We start from the raw sequence: 20,097 nt of genomic DNA on the forward strand, positions 1-20,097 counted from the left end.
GGAGGAGACAGTTCCGATATTACACAGCCGATAGGAGCGATGCAACACTTATCGTAGTAAAAACCCCTATGGTGGTGATGTGTCGCATCTGTGCGTCATTTGTCCATGCCTTCACACCCCCGTCACCCAAGGCTGAAATGACAGAGCAAGATCCGGCGAGTACCTATAGACGTCCGCCTCTAAAGTAGTCACGTACCCTTCGCAAACCGAGGATTGTGATGAAAACCGAACACAGTATCGCCACTTTTTCCGACGATGAAACCCGTTGGAACGCCTTGTCGAGCCGCGATTCAAGCGCCGACGGCGAGTTCTTCTATGCCGTTCGTACGACCGGCGTGTTCTGCCGTCCATCGTGTGCGTCGCGGCAGCCAAGGCGTGAAAACGTCGAATTCTTCGATACCCCGCAACAAGCCGAAGCCGCGGGTTATCGGGCGTGCAAGCGGTGTCAGCCGGGCAGCCTGTCGCGCGAGCTGGCCATTGTGGAGCGGGCGTGCAAGGTGCTCGACGCCGACCCGCAACAACGCGTCACGCTTGCCGAATTGAGCCGCGCCGTGCATGTCAGCGCGTTTCATTTGCAGCGGCTGTTTTCACGTGTGGTCGGCGTGTCGCCGCGGCAATACCAGGCCGCCCGCCGCGCGGATGCGCTGCGCGGCGCGCTCCAGCGTGGCGACGACGTGACGCGCGCCATGCACGACGCAGGCTTCGGCTCGACATCGCGGATGTATGACGCCGCGCCGGCCGAGTTGGGGATGACGCCGTCGACTTATCGACGCAAGGGAGCCGGGTTGGTCGTACATTTCGCTACGGCCCAGACGGCGCTCGGGATCGTGCTGGTCGCGGCAACGGCCAAGGGCATCTGCAAGATCGCTTTCGGCGAAAACCCGGCCGCGCTCGAAGCCGATTTGGCGCAGGAGTTGTCGGACGCTGAACGGATCGAGGATCAGGCGCGGCTCGCGCCGTTTATCGCGCAGATTGACGCCTATCTGCGCGGCACGCGAGAGCACTTCGACCTGCCGCTCGACATCAGCGCAACTGCATTCCAACAGCGCGTATGGGATGCGTTACAGAGGATTCCGTACGGCCAGACGCGCAGCTATTCCGATATCGCGGAGACGCTCGGGTCGCCGAGGGCGGTGCGGGCGGTGGCAAATGCGTGCGCGTCGAACCCGGTGGCGCTTGCCATTCCTTGTCATCGCGTCGTGCATAAGGATGGCGCGCTGGCGGGGTATCGATGGGGCACCGCGCGCAAGGTCGCGTTGTTATCGGCGGAAAAAGAGCATCGGGTGGCAGCGCCGCTTGAAACCGTTGGCACGGAGGATCTGGGTTGATGGTGCGCTCGCCGGGTTTCCGGGCTTGTGGCATCTAAATTACTTTAAACGATACGATGCCCGTTAGCACCCCGATCGCCCGATCCGCCCTGTTTTCGAACGCGCCTAAATTGCCACACAATAAACCCACCCGCATCCAGCTACCCTACGTCGAACCCTACGATTGGCCCCGCGTGCTGCGATTTTTCGCGGGGCGTGCGACGCTTGGCGTCGAAGCGGTGGAAGACGGTTCGTATCGCCGTGCAATCGAGTGGCTCGGCGATTCGGGCACGCTCAGCGTGACACGCCACGCCAGCAAACCTTGTCTCGTCGCAACGCTGGAAGGCGCGGCGAGCCGTCAAGCGAAACCAATTGGAGAACACCTTACGCGCATGTTCGACCTTCAGGCCGACGCGCCGGCCATCGCCGCTCATCTTGGCCGCGATCCGTGGTTCGCACCGCTGACGCGAGCCGTGCCGGGGTTGCGCGTACCCGGCGCGTGGTCCGGCTTCGAGCTGGTCGTGCGTGCAATAGTCGGCCAGCAGGTCAGCGTGAAAGCGGCATCGACCATTGTGGGAAGGCTGGTCGAGCGCGCCGGTACACCCCTGACCGATCACCCGCACCCCGGCACCGCCTGGCGTTTCCCGACGCCCGCAGCCCTGGCCGAGGTCGATCTGGAAAAAATCGGCATGCCGGGCAAACGCGTGGCCGCATTGCAGGGGTTCGCCCGCGAGGTCGCAGCGGGCTCGCTGCCGCTGGACGATCCGCATGCGGACCGCGCCGAACTGCGGGCCGCGTTGCTGGCCATGCCGGGCATCGGTCCATGGACGGTGGAATATGTCGCAATGCGCGCACTACGCGATGCCGACGCGTGGCCCGGCACCGACTTGATCCTGATGCAGGCGCTGGTCGCCCGCGATCCCTCGATGGCAAAAGCGGCCGCCCTGCGCGCCCGCGCCGAGGCGTGGCGGCCCTATCGCGCGTATGCTGCTCTGCATGTGTGGAACGAGATCGCGGATCGGGCGGGATCGGCGAGAGGCGGGTGAGACGCCGCGTCGCCGCAAGGGGCGCCCAGAGCGCATCTTGAAACCCGCCGCCGCTTACACAGCCGAATCGAAGGTCCCGCATCATCGATCGAAAAACCGTCGCTGCAAGCCGCGCTCCAAACTGCTCGAATTCGCGCAAACCCTTATCCGGCAAGGGTTCAAGCACGTCTTACACTGAGATGTTAAAGTGCCCGCTACCCAAAAATCTGGTTCGGCGCATTCTGTTCGGCGCCTGACACGCAACCGTCGCAGCAATGGCAAATACGAATTCCTCATCTCCGTCCGACAGCGCTCTCCTGCGCCGCTTATCCGCGCTGACCAGCGGCCCGCAGGGCGCCGCGTTGCGCCAGGGGCTGCGCGGCATCGAGAAGGAAAGCCTGCGGGTGACGCGCGACGGGACGCTTGCCACCACGCCGCATCCGCGCACGTTCGGCTCGGCGCTCACGCATCCGCTCATCACCACCGACTACTCCGAGGCGCTGATCGAACTGATCACACCAGCCGAGCACGACGCGGCGCGCACGCTCGAGCAGCTCGACGACTTGCATCGCTTCGCCTATGCGCATCTCGGCAGCGAATTGCTCTGGAACGACTCCATGCCCGGCGTGCTCCCCGCGGATCAGGACATCCCGATCGGCTGGTATGGCACATCGAATATCGGCATGTTGAAGCACGTTTACCGGCGCGGTTTGTCGCTTCGATACGGCCGCACCATGCAGTGCATTGCCGGGATTCACTACAACTATTCGCTGCACGAAGACGTGTGGCGCACGTGGGCCGCGCTCGATAACCGCAGCGCCGTACCGCTCGTCGATTTCCAGTCCGAACGATACTTCGCGCTGATCCGGAATTTTCGCCGCACAAGCTGGCTGCTGATGTATTTGTTCGGCGCATCGCCGGCGCTCAACCAGCAGTTCCTGCGCGACCGCCCGAATACGCTCGAGACCTTCGACGCCACCACGCGTTACCTGCCGTACGCCACCAGCCTGCGAATGAGCGACCTGGGCTACACGAACAACCCGGCGCAATCTGCGCTGCTGCCGAGCTACGACACGCTGGATGGTTATCTCGACACGCTCGCGAAAGCGGTCAGCGAGCCGTATCCGCCGTATGAAGCCATGGGCACGCAGCGCGACGGCGAATGGGTGCAGATCAACACGAACGTGCTGCAGATCGAGAACGAGTTCTACTCGACCATCCGTCCGAAGCGCGTCACGCAACCCGGCGAGCGGCCGTTGCATGCGTTGTCGTCGCGTGGCGTGCAATACATTGAAGTGCGTTGCCTCGATATCGACCCGTTCGAGCCGACCGGTATTTCGCTGGAAACCACGCGTTTCATGGACGCGTACTTGCTGTATTGCGCAATCGAAGACAGCCCGCTTTTGCCGCGCGCCGCCAACGAGGAAGCCAACGAGAACTTCGCGCGCATCACGAAGGAAGGGCGCAAGCCCGGCCTGACGCTGGCGCGCGACGGCCGCGAAGTCCCCATGCAGGGCTGGGCGAATTCGTTGCTCGACGCCATTGAACCGGTCGCGCAGGCGCTCGACGCACTGCATGGTGTCGACGAATACAGGGTCGCCTTGAAGGCCCAGCGCGCAAGGCTGGCCGATGTCTCGCTGACCCCGTCCGCCCGCGTGCTTTCGACCATGCGCGAGCGGCATCAAAGCTTCAACGAATTTGCGCTCGAACTCAGCGCAAAACACGCCGATTACTTCCGCGGCCGTCCGCTTAGCGCGCAAGTTGAGCGCGAAATGGCGGCGCTTGCTGAAAAGTCACTGGCCGATCAGGCAAGAATTGAGCGCGAAGAAGTCGGCTCGTTCGATGCCTTCGTCGGCGCCTATCGTGCCTACACGTTGAACCGCATCAGCGTTTGAACCGGCTGAGCGCCGGCTCCAAAGCGGCGCCCATCGCAATCCAGCAGCTTTTTCCTCGTCGCACAGCCTCGGCAGCGGCAACCCTTACTTGTTTTGCAACAGTGCGCAACGCGTGGAAACGCGTGCGCGTGTGCCGGGTCTGAAATTAGCGACGTATCAACGAACCAGACTGATTGGCAGCTGGCCGGGCACGCTCGGCCAGCCAGAACACACATCAAGGGAAGTAAGAAAAATGAGAAAACACCTGCTGGAAAGCGCAAGCCTCACCAGGACGGCGGCGATGAGTGCAGTGGTGGCAGCGATCGCCCTGCTGGCGGGTTGCTCGACAAGCGGCCAGATTGCCGGTGAGACCATGGAGCAGGCCACGGCGCCCCTCACGTGTACGAACAAGGCCGAATGTGACGCGTGGTGGGCGCGCGCCCAGGTTTGGGTAATCAACCACTCCGAATACAAGCTGCAAACCGTTACGGATTCGATCATCCAGACCGAAGGCCCGTCCGGGGGCAAACGCGACCTCGCGTACCAGATCACCAAGACCCCGAGCAACGAAGGAACCGCGACGATCGGCTTCGCCGCCCATTGCGACAACATGTTCGGTTGCGAGCCGAACCCGTGGAAGGCCGGCGCGGACTTCAAGCAGTTCGTGCGCGGCAGGCCATCGCAGATGGGCACGCCGGGAGGTGCGACAGCGTCCGGCAATGCGTTGCCGCCGGTTTCTCCCGCCCCGCCCTCCCGGCCGATGCCGCAAAACCTGCCCGTACAGCCAATGCCGCCGACGCTTGAGAATCAGCCGGGGCAATCGGGCCAGAATCTGACACCGCAGTAGGTTTTCATCGATTGGCTGCGGCAAAAGGCCGTGTCTTCCTTCCGGAGACACGGCCTTTGCTTATGCGATCAGGCAAACGCACTGGGGCGGTAATCGGCGAAAATGTGGCGGCTACATACTATTTAGTGCATCGACAGGATGCTTGCTATTGGCTCGATAGCCAAAACCCTTGCATAGGCATTGTTTTAATCTGGCAGGGTAATGGCCCACGACTTCGCGAGTTTGGGCTGCCTGATGCGACGCGTCGGCATGCGACATGCGGCCGAAACGCCTAAGGGAAATTCGCCCTGCGAATCCCGCACGCTCACACCGTTTCCCCCACCGGCATCATTCGCCGGTGTCTGATCGAACGCGCTTTGTCCAATACCCTCCGCACATCTCATTCAAAGCGATCTTGCCCTGCACATTCCCCGGAAAGCCCGTGCCGACAGGCTGCGAGGCTTAAGCGACAGCGTCTCCCGGTTTCATCCAAAGGAATTCACATCATGCTCAGAAGCCGCGTGTCGTCCATCAAGGGACTCTCGATCGCAGCGCGCAAAACGTCCGCGATGAGAGACCCTGGACCGAAACAACACGCTCCATTCGCCAGCCAGCCTGTACCCATACCGCGCAAGCGCCACTCTCACGACTTAAAAACAACACTGCAAATATTTGCTAAAGAATGCATCTTGAAAATCAATTGCATAGTCAATATTATTCTAAGCAACGAGTTACGCGCTAAAGCGCCACCCGAGACCATGTTCTGACCGACTGAAAGCATCGAAACATTCGGTGCGCAAATGGATTTACCCGATGAACCGCGCTGCCCAAACCACCCTCCTCCTCGGCCGACGCTTCGGCCACTCGCTCGTTGCCGCCTTGCTGCACGTCCTGCCGCCAAACCTGAGCTCATGGAAGCTGGCGCTGTACGTGATCGTGTTCTTGCTGCCGGGTGGATCGTTTGTCGTGCTGGGTGCCGCGTGGTTCGAGAACCGGCGTCCCCGCAAACCCGCCAAGCCCGCCCCGGCCAAAACCGCGCTGCTCTGCCGTCCGAAACACTGCGACGCCTGAGATCTGCCGTGCCGTTCATGACGGGTCGTGCTCTTATGCCACTCGGCAACTTGGGCAACTTTCGCCACGCCTGAGCGTTGCGTAACGACCCGTAACCGAATCCGAACGGCCAGTAACACTCAGCTTCCTTTCAAGCCGTTACCCTAACGGCTGCCCGACGCCCGCCCTTCAGGCGCGTTCAGTTACCATCTCGGACCGGTTGCACAAAGCGCTTCGCGTCGCGTCGGGGCGCACGCAACTTCCGACAGGAATCCAGAGCAGATGCCGTTCACCCGAATCCCCGTTTTTCCTCGCAAGTCCGCTATCGTGCTCGTTCTGGCGCTAGTAGGTTGTGCCGTCGGTCCGAACTACAAACGCCCCGACACCGCTATTCCCGCATCGTATAAAGAGGCGCCGGAAGGCTGGAAAGTTGCGCAGCCGTCGGACCGGGTGGATCGTGGAAACTGGTGGGCGATTTATAACGACCCGCAGTTGAATGACCTCGAAACGCGGCTGAACGCGTCGAATCAGACTATTGCCCAATACGCGGCGGCTTACCGGCAAGCCCGGGCGCTGGTTTCAGAGGCGCGCGCGGCGTATTTCCCTACGCTGGGGTTATCGGCCACGGGTTCGCGGGCGCGTTCCTCCAGCCGCTCGTCCAGCTCAGTCTCAAGCGGCGGGGCGATTGGCAATAGTTACGATCTTTCCCTCGATGCATCGTGGGAACCCGATTTGTGGGGTACCGTCAGCCGCACGGTGGGCGCGCAGCGCGCCGGCGAGCAAAGCGCAGCGGCCGACCTCGCCAACGCGCGGCTTTCGGCGCAAGGCACGCTCGCGCAAACCTACTTCCAGTTGCGTTCGCTGGACGCGCAGCAAAAGCTCCTCGATGACACCGTCGCCGCCTATCAGCGCACGCTGCAACTCACGCAGAACCAGTACGCGCAGGGCACGGCTGCCCGTTCGGACGTGATCCAGGCGCAGACGCAATTGCAATCGGCGCAAGCGTCGGCTATTGATAACGGCGTCGCCCGCGCACAGTACGAACACGCTATTGCCGTGCTGGTTGGCGAGCCCGCGTCGACGTTCTCCATCGCGTCCTCGCCGCTCGACGCCACGCCGCCTGAAGTACCGCTGCAACTGCCTTCAGCCATCCTCGAACGGCGGCCCGACATTGCATCCGCCGAGCGCAAGGCCGCGCAGGCGAATGAGCAGATCGGCGTGGCGATCGCGGCGTTTTTCCCCACGCTGACCTTGTCGGCAACGGGTGGCTTCCAAAGCTCCGTGTTCTCGCAATTGCTGACCGCACCATCGCGCTTCTGGACGCTCGGGCCGGATATCGCAGCCACCATTTTCGATGGCGGCTTGCGGGCCGCGCAGACCGAAGCGGCGCGCGCGTCGTATGACTCGGCCGTGGCGACGTATCGGCAAACGGTGCTGACCGCGTTCCAGGACGTCGAGGACAACCTGGCGTCGCAGAGAATTCTCGCCAACGAGATCGGGATCCAGGAGCAGGCGGTGGCGTCGGCGCAGCAGGCGCTGGTGATCGTGACCAATCAGTACAAGTCGGGCACCGTCGGGTTCATCAACGTCCTCACCGCACAGACCACGGCGTTCCTCGCCGAGCAGAAGCTGGCGAATATTGCCGGGGAGCGGATGGTGTCGTCGGTGGGATTGATCAAGGCGCTCGGCGGCGGCTGGGACACAGCGCAAATGGAACAGGAAACCGGCAGTGCAGCCGCACCTGACGCAGCCGCACCGGTTCCGGCAAGCGGCGTTGCAGCGAAGGGGTCGAGCGCCGCGTTGAATCCCGCGCAGAGTTCGTCGACCGTTGCGGCGGTCAACGGGGGTACGGCCAAAGAGTAAGACGCGCCGGGGTCCCTGCGCCATTACCTTACGCCACGCTCGTCACGGCTAACGCCGCTCGGGAAGTGGCGCTGAACCCTTATCGAGCGAAGGTCAGCTCGACGGTATCCGGTCCCGTGTGCCGCCCGAGCAGGTTCAACAATCCCGCCAGGTTTTCGCGTGCCTCCGGCGTGGTGGTCGCCGAGCCGTTGAACGCGCTCGATGTCTTCGACACCGTCCCTTGTCCGTTCAGCAATAACGGCCCGTTTGATGTCGTCGTCAGATTGATCGTCCCCGCCTCGCCTTCCGCCTGAAACACCACGCGATACGACCCCAGCGGCTTCACGCGTGACACGCTGGAGGCCATGTCGTCCAGCGTCACGGTCGCCTGCCCATACGTGTTGTGCCCAAGCATGCGCCATTCAGTCCAGCTCAGCCGCACATTGCCTTCCATGTTGAGCGTGTTGAACGGTGCGCCCAAGCCCGAGAGCAGGCTCGCCGGCACGGTAATCGCCCCCGGTGAGACCGTCGAACCGGAAAGACCGGCATCGACGAAAACCGAATCCGGCATGGCGTCCGTCTGGCGCATTTCCATGTGCACGCGGCCGCTGAACAAGGGCCAGAAAGCTGTCCGCCATTCGATGCGTCCCGGCAGCAGCGTCGCGCCGTCGACACCGCCCGCGCCGCCGCCGGTTGCGAGCATCAGCGTGGCCGATCCCTTCCAGAGCGAACCGGCCGGATCGACGAGATTCACGTGCCCGTCCGTTGACTTCGCGAATTGCGGCACGATCCAGGCCGCCGGCAGCATGACGGCCAGCATCACGACCACCGATACCCCCGCCACCACGAACCACGGCCACGCCGCGAGAAGCCGCCGCATGCCGTAGTTCATTGCACCTGGGCCGGTTGCAGCGATGCCGTGAGATCCACCTGGCCGTCGGGTTTCAGCGCCGTGATGTGTGCCTCGCTGACCTGCACCTTGAACTGCTTCCGGACGCTGTCGAGCCAGACCGTCCATTCCGGGAACGACGCGTTCTTCAACTGGATCTGCACGCCCGAGCCAACCACCTGGACTTGCGCCGGGGGCATGTTGTTATCGGCGAGAGACTTCGCCAGCGCGTCGCGCAGCGCACCGCCGGTCGGCGTGACACCCTGCCCGCCGCCTGCGAGCGATCGCGCCTCGTTGGCTTGCGCGGTCATCTGCGCGAGCTGGCGCTGCATGGCGGGCAGCGTGTCGCGCAAGCGCGCACGGCCTTCATAGGCGGGTGCCCACAGGACCAGATAGACCAGAGCGATGACCGCCACCAGGCTGCCCCACATCAGGATGGTTTTTTCGCGCTGGGTACGCGCGTTCCAGAACTCGCCCCAAGTGTCGATGATGGCTTGTTTCATTGGGCGCTCCTGATGGTCCACTTGCCGGTGTTGCTGTCGATACCGCCGGCCAGCCCGTTCGCCGCCAGGCGTCTCTGCAAGCCCGGATCGACTCTGGTTTCCGGCTTGAAGGTCACTTCGAGGTGTCTGTCGCGGTAATCCAGCCCCGCAATGCCGTTCACGGGAATGGGGCCGAGCGCGCGGGCAAGGGCGTCGGCGAGGGAGAGGAAATCAGACGGCGACAGTTGTCCCGACACCAGCCGCAAGCGGTCGAGCTGACGCGCCATCTGGTCGGGCGCATCGAGCACGACCGTGGTTTTGGGGAACGTGTTGAGGAGCGTTTCGGTCATCTGCGCGTTGATCGCGTCGCGCTGCCGGGCGAGCTGCAGCCACTGGATGTTGATGCCGATCATCGATACCACCAACGCCCCTGCCAGCAGCGCCACCGGCAGCTTCAACCGCCGCATGGTCGCGCGGTCGAGCCGCCACGGCTGCGCCGCGAACTCGAACTGGCACAGGTCAAAGTGGTTGGTCAGCGCGTTGCGAGCAAGGGTTTCGAACGTCAGCGGCTGCGCGCCGGGAATCGCCGGCCGTGACGAAGCCAGGCGCGGCTCGGCGCCGGGAACGTCGCGCAAGGTGTAGAGCGTCATGGGCTGGGCGCCCGCGAGCGCGCCGAGCGTGGAGGTCACGGCATCGGCAGGAATGGCCAGGCCTTCACCCAGCGCCGCGTGCTCGCCGCGCGCAATCGCGATCTCGACGCGCGACGTGGCAGTTTCGGAAGGCCTGAGCGTATCGCCGCCGAGCAATACCGGGGCGGTCGCCAGCACGTCGCCCAGGATGCCCGCGACGAACGGATTCGGGGTGTCGGCGGCGCTTTCATGCAGCGGCAGGCAGCGCATGGCCGGCACGGCCTTCACGTTCCGATGCCCCGCGTTCGCAAACGCCTCGAGCACAAAGCGGAACCAGCCGCGATCGATCACGGCGAGCACCCGCCGGCCGCTCGCGAGCGCGACCGGATCGACGGCGATATGGCAGGTCTGCGGATCCTGGATCAGCTGATCCTCGACCACGTTGGGCAACGCCTGGCGCAAGCGCGGCCCTTTCAGCGGCGGCATTTGCGCGGCGGTCAGCAACAGGTCGCGCGCAGCGACTATCAGCACCGTGGCGCTCGCACGCGGCAGCAGCGACAGCGCGGCACGACCGGACCGCTGCGTGACGTTGCGCTTGTCGAGCAGCAAAAACGGCAGCTCCGGCAAATTCCACTCTTCCGAGCGCACCGCCGGATCGCGCGGCGGCAGTAGGACGATCAATGTGCTCAAAGGCCGCTCTCTTGTTTTCTGAATCGAAAGTTATTTACTGTACTGCGACGTTGTTTCAATGAAACCCGTCCAAACGCATCAAAGCTGGTCACGAACATAGACAATACGCGTGGTATGCGTCGCCGGATCGCGATATAGCAAGGTCGTCCGGTCGACTTCCGCCCGCTCGTGCTGCACGCGGCCGTGGATCAGGAAATACGTCGTGGTCACGTCCATCTGGCTCGTATCGAGACCATCGGTTTTCACGCCTGCGCCGGTCAACGCCAGCGTCACGTTGCCGACATCGTGGAAAAACACGGTCTCGCGGCGCGCGACAAACGCCTGCGCCTGCGAAAGCGACATGCCGGGCACGGTCGCCGCAATCACTTCGGCCGAAGCGGTATTCATGTTCACCGACGTCGTGGTCGGCAGCACCGTCACGAACGGCCGCAATTTCTCCACCGCTTCCGGCGAAAAACCGGGGACGTCGAGCAGCGACTCCACGTTGATCATCTGCAGCGGCGCAACGGGCGCGCTGCTGTCCGCATCGGCGAGACCGGGGTCGTCGGTAAAATTGCCGCCGCCCGTTCCGCCGCCCTGCGCGATCGCGGCAATCGTGGAGGCGGGCGAGGCCGCGGCAGCGGTTGTCGATTGCGTCTGGAACCGCGTCGCCGATTGCGCCAGCCCGGCGCGAATCTGCAGCGCGACGGTTTTCGCCAGCGACGCATCGAGCCCGAGCAGCGTCAGCAGCCGCTGGAACGACGCGATCTCCTGCACGTTGATGATCAGCAAGCCGGGCGTGGGCGTGGAGACCAGGTTGCGCAGGTTGAACTTGGCCTGCGCGTCTTCAATCACTCCGGACAGGTAAGTGGATGCACCCTGCTGCGCCCGCACGTCGCCAATCTGTCCGAGAAAGTCCGACAGCCGCGTTTTCGCGATCGGCACACCCCATACACCGCCGAGATACGTGACCGTTGGCGCGGAATCGGCTTCGGAACGCAGGATCAGGCGGGTCCAGTCGAGCGCGCTGCGCGAGATCCATTGCGCCTGCGCGAGCAGCCGCTGGTTCTCGATACGGCGCACCTGCACTTGCTGGCGCCACAACAGGCCCGACACGATGATCGCCGACAACGCCACGACCAGCAGCGCGCTGATGATCGCGACGCCGCGCTGATGCAAATGCCTGGAGGGTCTGGATGACCTGAGCCGTTTCGCGTGAACTGATGAAGAACGCATGGTCATTCTCCGATCAGAAACACGCGCGTGATCGGCAGCGCCAGATTGTGCGCGCCAACCGCGATCTGAATACCTGTCACGGCACGCGGCAACGGCGCATTGCCGAGCTGCGGCACCTTCAGGTTGTTGTCGTTCTGCGTGATTTGCGAAGTGATGTCGCCCATGCTCATCGTCCAGCCGACCTTGGGCACGTAGGCGCGTGTGGCGAAGGTCGAGACGCCGCCCATCAGCGGGATCGCGGTCCACCCGTCCGAGTTGTCGGACGCCGATAACGCCCTGCGCACTTCACCCACATTCCCGAGCGGCGGCGACGCAAAGCGCACCACGCGCCCGCCGTCGACCAGCCGGTAGCGCACGACCTGCAAGCGCGGCGCCACGCCGGCCGCGTAGACACCGCGCACGATCTGCAACCCGTTCCCGCCGATAGCGACCGCGGCCTGGCCGGCTTCGTCGTCGGTAGCGGCCTGGCGGGCGTCGATGCGCATCTGGTCGAACAACTGAGCAACCACGCGTTCATCTTCCATCGCGTTCGTAATGGTCGTGCGGCCGCGCATGATCTGGTCGAGGCCACGCCACGACAGCACCGCGATCACCGCGAGAATCGCGATCGCGACCAGCATCTCGATCAGCGTAAAGCCGCGAGTGCCGCGCGCGCCGCGAACGTCCCGCCTAGAGCGAACGGCTGGTTTCATTTGCCACCACCATGACCATTTGCGCGAGATTACCGGCCAGCCCGGGCGATTCCACGATAACTTCCACGCGCCGGAAAATCGGATTCGGCGTGGCCGACACACGGTCGGTGCAAGTCAGCCTGAGATTGCCCTGCGAGCAATCGAAAGTATGCGTGCCGATATCCGGCCACGTATGTGTGAGCCGCAATCGCGCGAGTTCGTTGTCGGCGCTCCAGCCGGCCAGCAGGCGCCGGTGCAAATCCGCCTCGCCGGTGGCAAGCGCGCCCACCGCCCGGAGCGACGCCGCCAGCGCCACCGCGATGATCGCCAGCGCCACAAGCACTTCGATCATGGTGAAACCGCGCGTGCGCTTGAGCTTGGGTGTGAGGCCGTGACGAGGGCCGGGCGTGAGCGTTGGCATCAGCGCACCTGATAACGGCCGTTGCCGGTGCCGACAATCGTCACGCTGCCGACCGCCGACGCGAGCGTCACTTCCATCGGGGTGTCAATCGCTTCTGTGCCGAACACCACCCGTCCCGCGGTCTGATCGGAACCGGCGTACTGGATCGTCACGCCGGTCACGCCGCCGTCCCAGCGGCGCGGGCGCAGCAGGTCGTCGCGTAGTGGACGCCAGCCGTCTTCCGTACGGATATCGAAGCGAAAACCGCCGTCGACCGGCAGCCACGCAATAGGCCTTGCCCGCAACTGCGCTTCGTCGCCGGCGGATTCGAACAGCAGCGCGAGACGCTGCGCTTCCTCGTTCAGATCCGTGCGCGGATTGCGCGTGAGCTTCACCGAAGCCAGCGACACCAGCAATCCCGCGATCACCAGCACCACCAGCATTTCCAGCAGCGTAAAGCCGGCCTGCGGCCGCACCTTCGCGCAGCGCGGCGCCTCGGGTGCTGAACAGTCCTGCTCGTGCTGCATGTTCACGTCGATTGGCTTCTGTTAAGGGCGCAAGGAGAGGCTAAAAAGCCTATTGCCACGAGCCGATGTCCGCGTCGTTGCCCTCGCCGCCCGGTTTGCCGTCGGCGCCGTAGCTGAATACGTCCACTTCGCCGTGCACGCCCGGGTTCAGGTACTGATATTCCTTACCCCACGGATCGACTGGAACGCGATCCATATAACCGCCGCCCTTCCAGTTGTTCGGGACCGGTTCGGTGGTCGGCTTTTCGACCAGTGCGCGCAGCCCCTGCTCCTGGGTCGGATAGCGGCCGTTATCCAGTCGATAAAGATTCAGCGACTGCATGATCGAGCCAATATCCGCCTTCGCCGCGACCCGACGCGCCTCGTCCGGACGGCTCATGATCTTGGGCACGATCAACGCGGCGAGAATGCCGAGAATCGCGATCACGACCATGATTTCGATCAGCGTGAAACCACGCTGGCGACGCGTTTGCTGGCTACCTTGCGCCGTCTGTAGTTCGTAGCGGCGCTTCATCCACATTTGCATGATTTGATCTTCCTTTCCAATTGATGTCGTTACAGCGCTCAGGCTCGACATGGTGTTCGATGCCCGTCCGCCGCTTTCGCCGGATCATTCGTCGGAACAATCAACGGTCGTTGCGGGCAGGCAAGCATTCTATAGGTCCGCTCGGGCGCATTTCACTTCGTAAGCGTCGCCCGTTCGGTCCCTTTGATCCTGCGCGGTTTTAGCGCACATAAATGGTCGGACCGGCCGCGTTCGGCGGCAGGAATATTTCGGAGCGTTTCCCGTTTCTATCGATGATGATCGAGCGCGCCCGCACTTCCTTGATCGTCACCCCCGGCGTCAGCGGGCCGCCCAGCGAGATAGCCTTCGCCGGTTCACCGCCATAGCTCACGATCGCCGCCGCGCCGTGCTGCAACGCGAGGATCCCGAACAGGTGCACGTCCTGGTTTTCCTGATGCTGCAGTTGCCCGCCGAACAACGTGGCGGCCTGTTCCACCGACGGCGCGCGCCCTGCCGCCGCCGCGGGCAACGGCGCGCTCTGGTGCGTGCTCAGGGTGATGACCCACCACGTCAGCGTCGCGCAGAAAATGGCGAACGCGATGAGCGATAGCAGGCGGGTCTGAAATGCATTCATGGGATGGGCTTCTTCACTGCACCAGATTATTCAATTCGATGATCGGCAGCATCACCGCCAGCACGATCACCAGCACGACGCCGCCCATCGCGAGGATCAGCAGCGGTTCCAGCAGGCTTGTGAGAAACATCGTGCGGCGTTCGAGTTCGCGCGCTTCGCCTTCGGACGCGCGGTCGAGCATGGTGGTGACGTCGCCGGTGGCTTCGCCCGAGCGGATCAGATGCACCAGCACGGGCGGAAACGTCCGCGTGTTACCAAGCGCGCGTGACAGCGACGTACCTTCGCGCACACGGATAATGGCGTCGTCGACGTTCGCGCTCATCGCGCGGTTGCTGAGGGTCTCGCCTGCGGCTTGCAGCGCGCGCAGGATCGGCACGCCGGCCGCCGTCAGGATCGCGAGCGTGCTGGCGAAACGCACCGTGTTATAGCCGCGCACGAGTTTGCCGAGCAGCGGCGCGGTGAGCAGCCACCGGTCGAACGCCATGCGCGGCCCGGGCCGCGCGAGCAGGCTCTTGATGAACCAGCTCAGCAGCGCCACGCCGATCAACCCGGCCCACCACCAGTTCCGCACGAAGCCGGAGAGCGCCATCATCGCGATGGTGAGGAACGGCAGCGCCTGCTTCGTGCTGGCGAATACGTTCACCACTTGTGGCACCACGTAACTCAGCAGGAACGTGACAATCCCGAACGCGATCAGCGTGACGATCGCGGGATAGGTGAACGCGAGCACGATCTTCTGCTTCAGCGCATTGCGTTGTTCGATGTAGTCCGCGAGCCGCGACAGCACCAGTCCAAGCTTGCCCGTATGTTCCCCGGCCGCCACCAGCGCGCGATAAATCTCGGGGAAGTCGCGCGGATGTTCGGCCAATGCATTCGCGAACGAATGGCCGCCGAGCACTTCGCCACGGATGGAGGCCATCAACTCTCGAACGTAATCGCGCTCCGATTGCTCGGTCAGCACCGAAAGCGTTTCGCCGAGCGGGAGACCCGCTGTCAGCAGGCTGGCGATTTGTCGCGTGAGAATGGCCTGCTCGCGTTGCGACAAGCGTTTTCCCAGCGATAACCGCTGCTTGCGCTCACCGCGCGTGCGAGTAGCCGCCGCCTCGACCACCAGCGGCGTCAGCCCCTGCGTCCTGAGCTGGCTGCGGGCGGCACGGGCGCTGTCGGCATCGAGTACGCCTGTCTGCGACTTGCCCGCCTGATCGATTGCCTCGAAACGAAACGCCGGCATGGATGTTTAATCTCCGCCCGTCACGCGCAGCACTTCTTCCAGCGACGTTGCACCGGTCGCGAGCCACCGGTTTGCATCCTCGCGCAGCGTGCGCATTCCCTGCTCCCGGCCTGCCGTCAAAATTTCGGCATCCGATGCATTCCTGTGAATCAGCGCGCGAATCGGATCGTCGAGCAACAGCAGTTCGTACACGCCGCGACGTCCCGCATAACCCGAGTGACCGCACTTGTCGCAGCCGACTGCATGCCAATGAACGTGGCCGTCTTCGGAGCGCTCTTCCTTGCACACCGGGCACAGCTGCCGTACCAGCCGCTGCGCCAGCACGCCGAGTAACGACGACGCCAGCAGATACGGTTCGACGCCCATGTCGGTGAGACGCGTGACGGCGGATGCGGCGTCGTTCGTGTGCAGCGTGGCCAGCACGAGGTGACCGGTCAGCGATGCCTGCACCGCAATCTGCGCCGTTTCCAGATCGCGGATTTCCCCGATCATGATGATGTCCGGGTCCTGCCGCAAAATGGATCGCAACGCGCGTGCGAAGGTCATGCCAATACGCTCGTTCACCTGCGTCTGGCCGATCCCGCCCAGGTCATATTCGATCGGATCTTCCACCGTCATGATGTTGGTGGTGGCGGTTTCGAGCCGCGACATCGAGGCATAAAGCGTGGTCGTTTTACCCGAGCCCGTTGGGCCGGTCACCAGCACGATGCCGTGCGGACGGCCGATCAGCTTGTCGAAATGAACCAGCGTGTCGCGGGCCATGCCCAACGTTTCGAGGTTCAGCCGCTGCGCATCTTTTTCCAGCAGACGCAGCACCGCGCGTTCGCCATGACCGGTCGGCAGCGTGGACACACGCACGTCCACCGGCCGGCCGCCTACGCGCAGCGTGATACGGCCATCCTGCGGCAGCCGTTTTTCTGCAATGTCCAGTTGCGCCATGATCTTGATACGCGAGATCAGCGCGCCATGCAGCGCCTTCTTCGGGCGCACGACGTCACGCAAGGTGCCATCGACACGGAAGCGCACCACCGAAGACGTCTCGAACGGTTCGATATGAATATCCGACGCCTGCTCGCGCGCCGCTTGCGTCAGCAGCGCGTTGATCATGCGGATGATCGGCGCGTCGTCTTCAGATTCGAGCAAATCCTCGATTTCGGGGATGTCCTGCATCAGCCGCGACAGATCGACTTCGCCTTCCACTTCGCCCACGACCTGCGCCGCGCTGCCGTCATTACGCGAGTAGGCCGAATTGATCGCAGCCGAGAGTTCGGCCACCGGCAAACGCACGATGGAAAGCGCGCCGAAGTTACGTGCAACTTCGGCGAGCGCGGCGTCGCTGGTTTTATCGCTGATCCACACTTCGATGCTGTCCGCATGCTGGTGCGCCACCAGAATCTGTCCGGTCCGCGCGAACGCGTACGGGATCAGCCGTGCCGCGAGCGGCGACGGCGTGCTCGTGGCAACGTTGGCTACGGACGCGCCCAGCGTACTCACGGCTTCGCTCCCGTATCGCCGTTGTTAAGCGGTACGGCCGGCGCCGAGTTATTCGGCACAGCGTAGTTGTTCACGTTCGCCGGCTGGCCTTGATATTGACCCTGCACCGGCGGCTGCGCCGTCCGGTACTGCTGCTGGCCTTGATATTGGCCCGGCGGCTGCGCCGTCTGATATTGCTGCTGGCCTTGATACTGCCCTTGGTCCTGCACCTTCGGCGGCGCCGCTTGCGGCAACGTCGCGCTGCCGCCCTGCGACGGCGAGCGTGTCATATTGTTCCAGTCGAACAGATTCTGCGCCGGCACACCGCCCTGGCTCGGGCCGATCGGCGCCGGCGGCAGAACCGGCACGTCCTTATCCTTCTCGACACGGTTATCGGAGATCGAGTTGTATTGCTGCTGGCGCAGGTAGTCGTAGCGATCATTGGAGATCTGCGAGGCGGTCGCCTGATCACGCACGATCACCGGGCGCAGGAACACCATCAGGTTGGTCTTCGTCCGCGTCTTCGCTTCGCTGCGGAACAACTGGCCGATCCAGGGGATATCGCCGAGCAGCGGCACTTTGCTGTTGCTCGTCGAATACTGGTCCTGCATCAAGCCGCCGAGCACGACGATTTCACCATCGTCCGCCAGGATGGTCGACTGGATCGAGCGCGTGTTGATCGTCACGCCGCCAGGATTGTTGGTCGTGGTGGTGTCGACGCTGGAGTCTTCCTGATAGAGCTGGAGCTTCAGGATCCCGCCCGTCGTGATCTGCGGTTTCACATGCAGCGTCACGCCCACGTCGCGCCGGTCGAACGTATTGAACGCGGAGACCGACGTACCCGTATTGGCGGTCGGCGTGGCGTACGAACCGGTGACCACCGGCACGTTCTGACCCACCACGATCTTCGCTTCCTCGTTGTCCAGCGTGATGAGGTTAGGCGTCGACAGGATGTTCGCATCTGACGATGTCGACAGCGCCTGCAGCAAACCACCCAGGCCGAAGAAGTTGCCGAACTTGTGCAACAGGCCAATGTTCAAGCCCTGCGCGAGAATGTTTGTCTGACCCGCAAGGGCGGCAGGATTGTTAGCGATCACCGACCCCGCAGCGGTGAGGTCGACAATGCTCGACGTCCCGGAGCCGAGGTTCGAGCTGCCATAAATGCCGTTGTTGCCGCTTTGCGAAAGCAGCGCACCCTGCCACTGAATGCCGAGATTCGCGCCGGTTGTAGCTGAGAGCTCCACGATCAGCGCTTCGATATAAACCTGCGCGCGGCGCGCGTCGAGCTGGTCGATCACCGCGCGCAAGTTGCGGTAAACGGGGTCCGACGCGGTGATGATCAGCGAGTTGGTGGCCGTGTCGGCCTGGATCATGCCGTTGCCGGGTTGATCGCTGGAACTGCTGTCGTTGTTATTGCCGAAGCCGGAGTCCTTGCTCTGGCCGCCGCCTGCCATCGGATTGCTGCCCGACGACGAACTGCTGCTGCCGAGCCCGCCCGGCAGCGGCGGCAAGCCGCTCGTGCCGGTGGACGAACTGGAACCACCCGGGCCAAACGAACCCGAACCGCCCGACGAACCCGATCCCGACGACGATGAGGAAGACGAATTGTCGCCGCCTCCCTTGCCCATCATCGCGCGGAGAGTCTTGGCGAGGCGCGTGGCGTCGGCGTTGCGCAAGGCGACCACATGCATGTTGCCCGGCTGCGTGGTCGCCGCGTCGAGGCTGCGCGCAAGCTGCTTGGCCGCGGCGAGCCGTGCGCTGCTGGAGGCGCGCAGCAACAGCGAATTCGTGCGGGGATCGGCGGTGACGGTGACTTTCAGCGTGGCGTCGGTGCTGCCTATCGAGCCGGGATCGAGCAGCTTGTTGAGCTGTTCGGCCACGTCGAGCGCATTCGCGTTCTTCAGCGGCACCACTTCAACCTGCCGGCCCGCCGCTGTGTCGATGCCCGCGATGATGCTCGCGATGCGCCGTACGTTGTCGGCATAGTCGGTGACGACCAGCGTGTTGTTGGCCGGGTACGCGGCGATCGTGTTGTTCGGCGAGATCAGTGGACGCAGGATCGGCAACACGTTGTTGGCCGATTCGTTGTGCAGCTCGAACACCTGCGTGATGACCTGATCGCCTCTCGCGGTGGGCGCATTGCCGACATAGGTCGGCACGCCCTGCAGCTTGGCGTCGGCTTCCGGCACGACTTTGAGCACACCGTGATCTTGCACGAGTGCGAAGCCCTGCATCCTCAGTGCCGACTGCAGCGTTTTCAAAGCCTGATCCTCTGGCACCGGATTTTCCGATATAAGATTCAACTGTCCTTTGACCCGCGGGTCGACGATGATCGTCTTCCCAGTAGCGGCGCCGATCGCTTTCGCAACCTGATCGATATCCGCATTGACAAAATTCAGTGTCACCTGTGCGTGCGCTATTTGCGTGGTGACAAGACCAGCCACCAGCAAAGCCATCGCGGCGCGACGCAATGCCATACGTTTTCTTCTCATGGAGTGTGATGTCAAGACCTGCTGATCACGTTGCTGAAAACCGGTCGTGTTGCGTGTCTTTCGACGCTTTTAACATCACGAAGGCTTAAAACAGACGTTTCCAGGGCCGATGCCCGGGCAATGCCATATCCCAAAAACGTGAACCATAGCAGCTTTTCGTGTCAGGTTTGTCACAAAACTACTAATCTTTGGCCGACGATCCTCAAATAATAAAACGTCAGAAATCCCAAAAAAATCCTCTGATAAAACCATTGGCGTCTTGACCCTTACTCGACCCTTTCGCTATATAGAAAAGGTTTAAATTGTCATATTTGTTCGCTTCGCCTGTGCAGGTG

At 63.2% G+C, this 20,097-nt stretch carries 18 protein-coding genes; 6 read left to right on the forward strand and 12 right to left on the reverse strand.

The annotated features are described in order from the left end of the window. The first annotated feature begins 218 nt into the window (after nucleotides 1–218). The 6 genes from ada (at nucleotide 219) to ABH944_RS11715 (ending at nucleotide 7,945) form a co-directional block, all read left to right on the forward strand. Entirely contained in the window at nucleotides 219–1,328 is a 1,110-nt protein-coding gene (gene ada, locus ABH944_RS11690; RefSeq protein WP_404606031.1) for a bifunctional DNA-binding transcriptional regulator/O6-methylguanine-DNA methyltransferase Ada, read from the forward strand. A gap of 56 nt (nucleotides 1,329–1,384) precedes the next feature. Further along, nucleotides 1,385–2,353, forward strand: coding sequence for a DNA-3-methyladenine glycosylase family protein (locus ABH944_RS11695; RefSeq protein WP_404606032.1), 969 nt, complete (start codon nucleotides 1,385–1,387; stop codon nucleotides 2,351–2,353). A gap of 254 nt (nucleotides 2,354–2,607) precedes the next feature. Then, nucleotides 2,608–4,227, forward strand: a complete 1,620-nt coding sequence (gene gshA / locus ABH944_RS11700) for a glutamate--cysteine ligase (RefSeq protein ID WP_404606034.1) — start codon at nucleotides 2,608–2,610, stop codon at nucleotides 4,225–4,227. A 232-nt stretch (nucleotides 4,228–4,459) separates the two neighbouring features. After that, nucleotides 4,460–5,053 carry a hypothetical protein gene (locus ABH944_RS11705; RefSeq protein ID WP_404606035.1) on the forward strand — a complete coding sequence of 198 codons (594 nt, stop codon included), beginning with the start codon at nucleotides 4,460–4,462 and terminating at the stop codon, nucleotides 5,051–5,053. Between the two features lie 792 nt (nucleotides 5,054–5,845). After that, nucleotides 5,846–6,103, forward strand: coding sequence for a hypothetical protein (locus ABH944_RS11710; protein WP_404606036.1), 258 nt, complete (start codon nucleotides 5,846–5,848; stop codon nucleotides 6,101–6,103). A 261-nt stretch (nucleotides 6,104–6,364) separates the two neighbouring features. After that, entirely contained in the window at nucleotides 6,365–7,945 is a 1,581-nt protein-coding gene (locus ABH944_RS11715) for an efflux transporter outer membrane subunit (RefSeq protein WP_404606037.1), read from the forward strand. Between the two features lie 79 nt (nucleotides 7,946–8,024). Here the strand turns inward: ABH944_RS11715 and ABH944_RS11720 are convergent, their stop codons facing one another. The 12 genes from ABH944_RS11720 to gspD all read right to left on the reverse strand — a co-directional run bounded on the left by ABH944_RS11720 (nucleotide 8,025) and on the right by gspD (nucleotide 19,747). Continuing rightward, on the reverse strand, nucleotides 8,025–8,816 hold the full coding sequence (locus ABH944_RS11720; protein ID WP_404606039.1) for a type II secretion system protein N: 792 nt from the start codon (nucleotides 8,814–8,816) through the stop codon (nucleotides 8,025–8,027). Beyond that, nucleotides 8,813–9,316, reverse strand: coding sequence for a type II secretion system protein GspM (gene gspM / locus ABH944_RS11725; RefSeq protein WP_404606040.1), 504 nt, complete (start codon nucleotides 9,314–9,316; stop codon nucleotides 8,813–8,815). Before gspM ends, ABH944_RS11720 begins: the two co-directional genes overlap by 4 nt. Further along, on the reverse strand, nucleotides 9,313–10,614 hold the full coding sequence (gene gspL, locus ABH944_RS11730) for a type II secretion system protein GspL (protein ID WP_404606042.1): 1,302 nt from the start codon (nucleotides 10,612–10,614) through the stop codon (nucleotides 9,313–9,315). Before gspL ends, gspM begins: the two co-directional genes overlap by 4 nt. Before the next feature lie 78 nt (nucleotides 10,615–10,692). Next, a complete protein-coding gene (gene gspK / locus ABH944_RS11735; protein ID WP_404606043.1) occupies nucleotides 10,693–11,829 on the reverse strand; it encodes a type II secretion system minor pseudopilin GspK in 1,137 nt (378 codons plus the stop codon). Between the two features lie 2 nt (nucleotides 11,830–11,831). Beyond that, a complete protein-coding gene (locus ABH944_RS11740; protein WP_404606045.1) occupies nucleotides 11,832–12,521 on the reverse strand; it encodes a PulJ/GspJ family protein in 690 nt (229 codons plus the stop codon). After that, nucleotides 12,499–12,921 (reverse strand): type II secretion system minor pseudopilin GspI, encoded by a 423-nt coding sequence (gene gspI / locus ABH944_RS11745; RefSeq protein WP_404606047.1) that lies wholly within the window; start codon nucleotides 12,919–12,921, stop codon nucleotides 12,499–12,501. Before gspI ends, ABH944_RS11740 begins: the two co-directional genes overlap by 23 nt. After that, a complete protein-coding gene (locus ABH944_RS11750; RefSeq protein WP_404606465.1) occupies nucleotides 12,921–13,427 on the reverse strand; it encodes a GspH/FimT family pseudopilin in 507 nt (168 codons plus the stop codon). Before ABH944_RS11750 ends, gspI begins: the two co-directional genes overlap by 1 nt. Nucleotides 13,428–13,476: 49 nt before the next feature. Further along, nucleotides 13,477–13,953, reverse strand: coding sequence for a type II secretion system major pseudopilin GspG (gene gspG, locus ABH944_RS11755; RefSeq protein ID WP_404606049.1), 477 nt, complete (start codon nucleotides 13,951–13,953; stop codon nucleotides 13,477–13,479). Between the two features lie 199 nt (nucleotides 13,954–14,152). Continuing rightward, a complete protein-coding gene (locus ABH944_RS11760) occupies nucleotides 14,153–14,566 on the reverse strand; it encodes a type II secretion system protein N (RefSeq protein WP_404606051.1) in 414 nt (137 codons plus the stop codon). A 13-nt stretch (nucleotides 14,567–14,579) separates the two neighbouring features. Continuing rightward, nucleotides 14,580–15,797 (reverse strand): type II secretion system inner membrane protein GspF, encoded by a 1,218-nt coding sequence (gene gspF, locus ABH944_RS11765; protein WP_404606053.1) that lies wholly within the window; start codon nucleotides 15,795–15,797, stop codon nucleotides 14,580–14,582. A gap of 6 nt (nucleotides 15,798–15,803) precedes the next feature. Further along, on the reverse strand, nucleotides 15,804–17,291 hold the full coding sequence (gene gspE / locus ABH944_RS11770; RefSeq protein ID WP_404606055.1) for a type II secretion system ATPase GspE: 1,488 nt from the start codon (nucleotides 17,289–17,291) through the stop codon (nucleotides 15,804–15,806). Beyond that, nucleotides 17,288–19,747, reverse strand: a complete 2,460-nt coding sequence (gspD, locus tag ABH944_RS11775; RefSeq protein WP_404606057.1) for a type II secretion system secretin GspD — start codon at nucleotides 19,745–19,747, stop codon at nucleotides 17,288–17,290. Before gspD ends, gspE begins: the two co-directional genes overlap by 4 nt. Between the last annotated feature and the right edge of the window lie 350 nt (nucleotides 19,748–20,097).

This window comes from Caballeronia udeis (assembly GCF_044909315.1).
Classification (GTDB): Bacteria; Pseudomonadota; Gammaproteobacteria; order Burkholderiales; family Burkholderiaceae; genus Caballeronia; species Caballeronia udeis_A.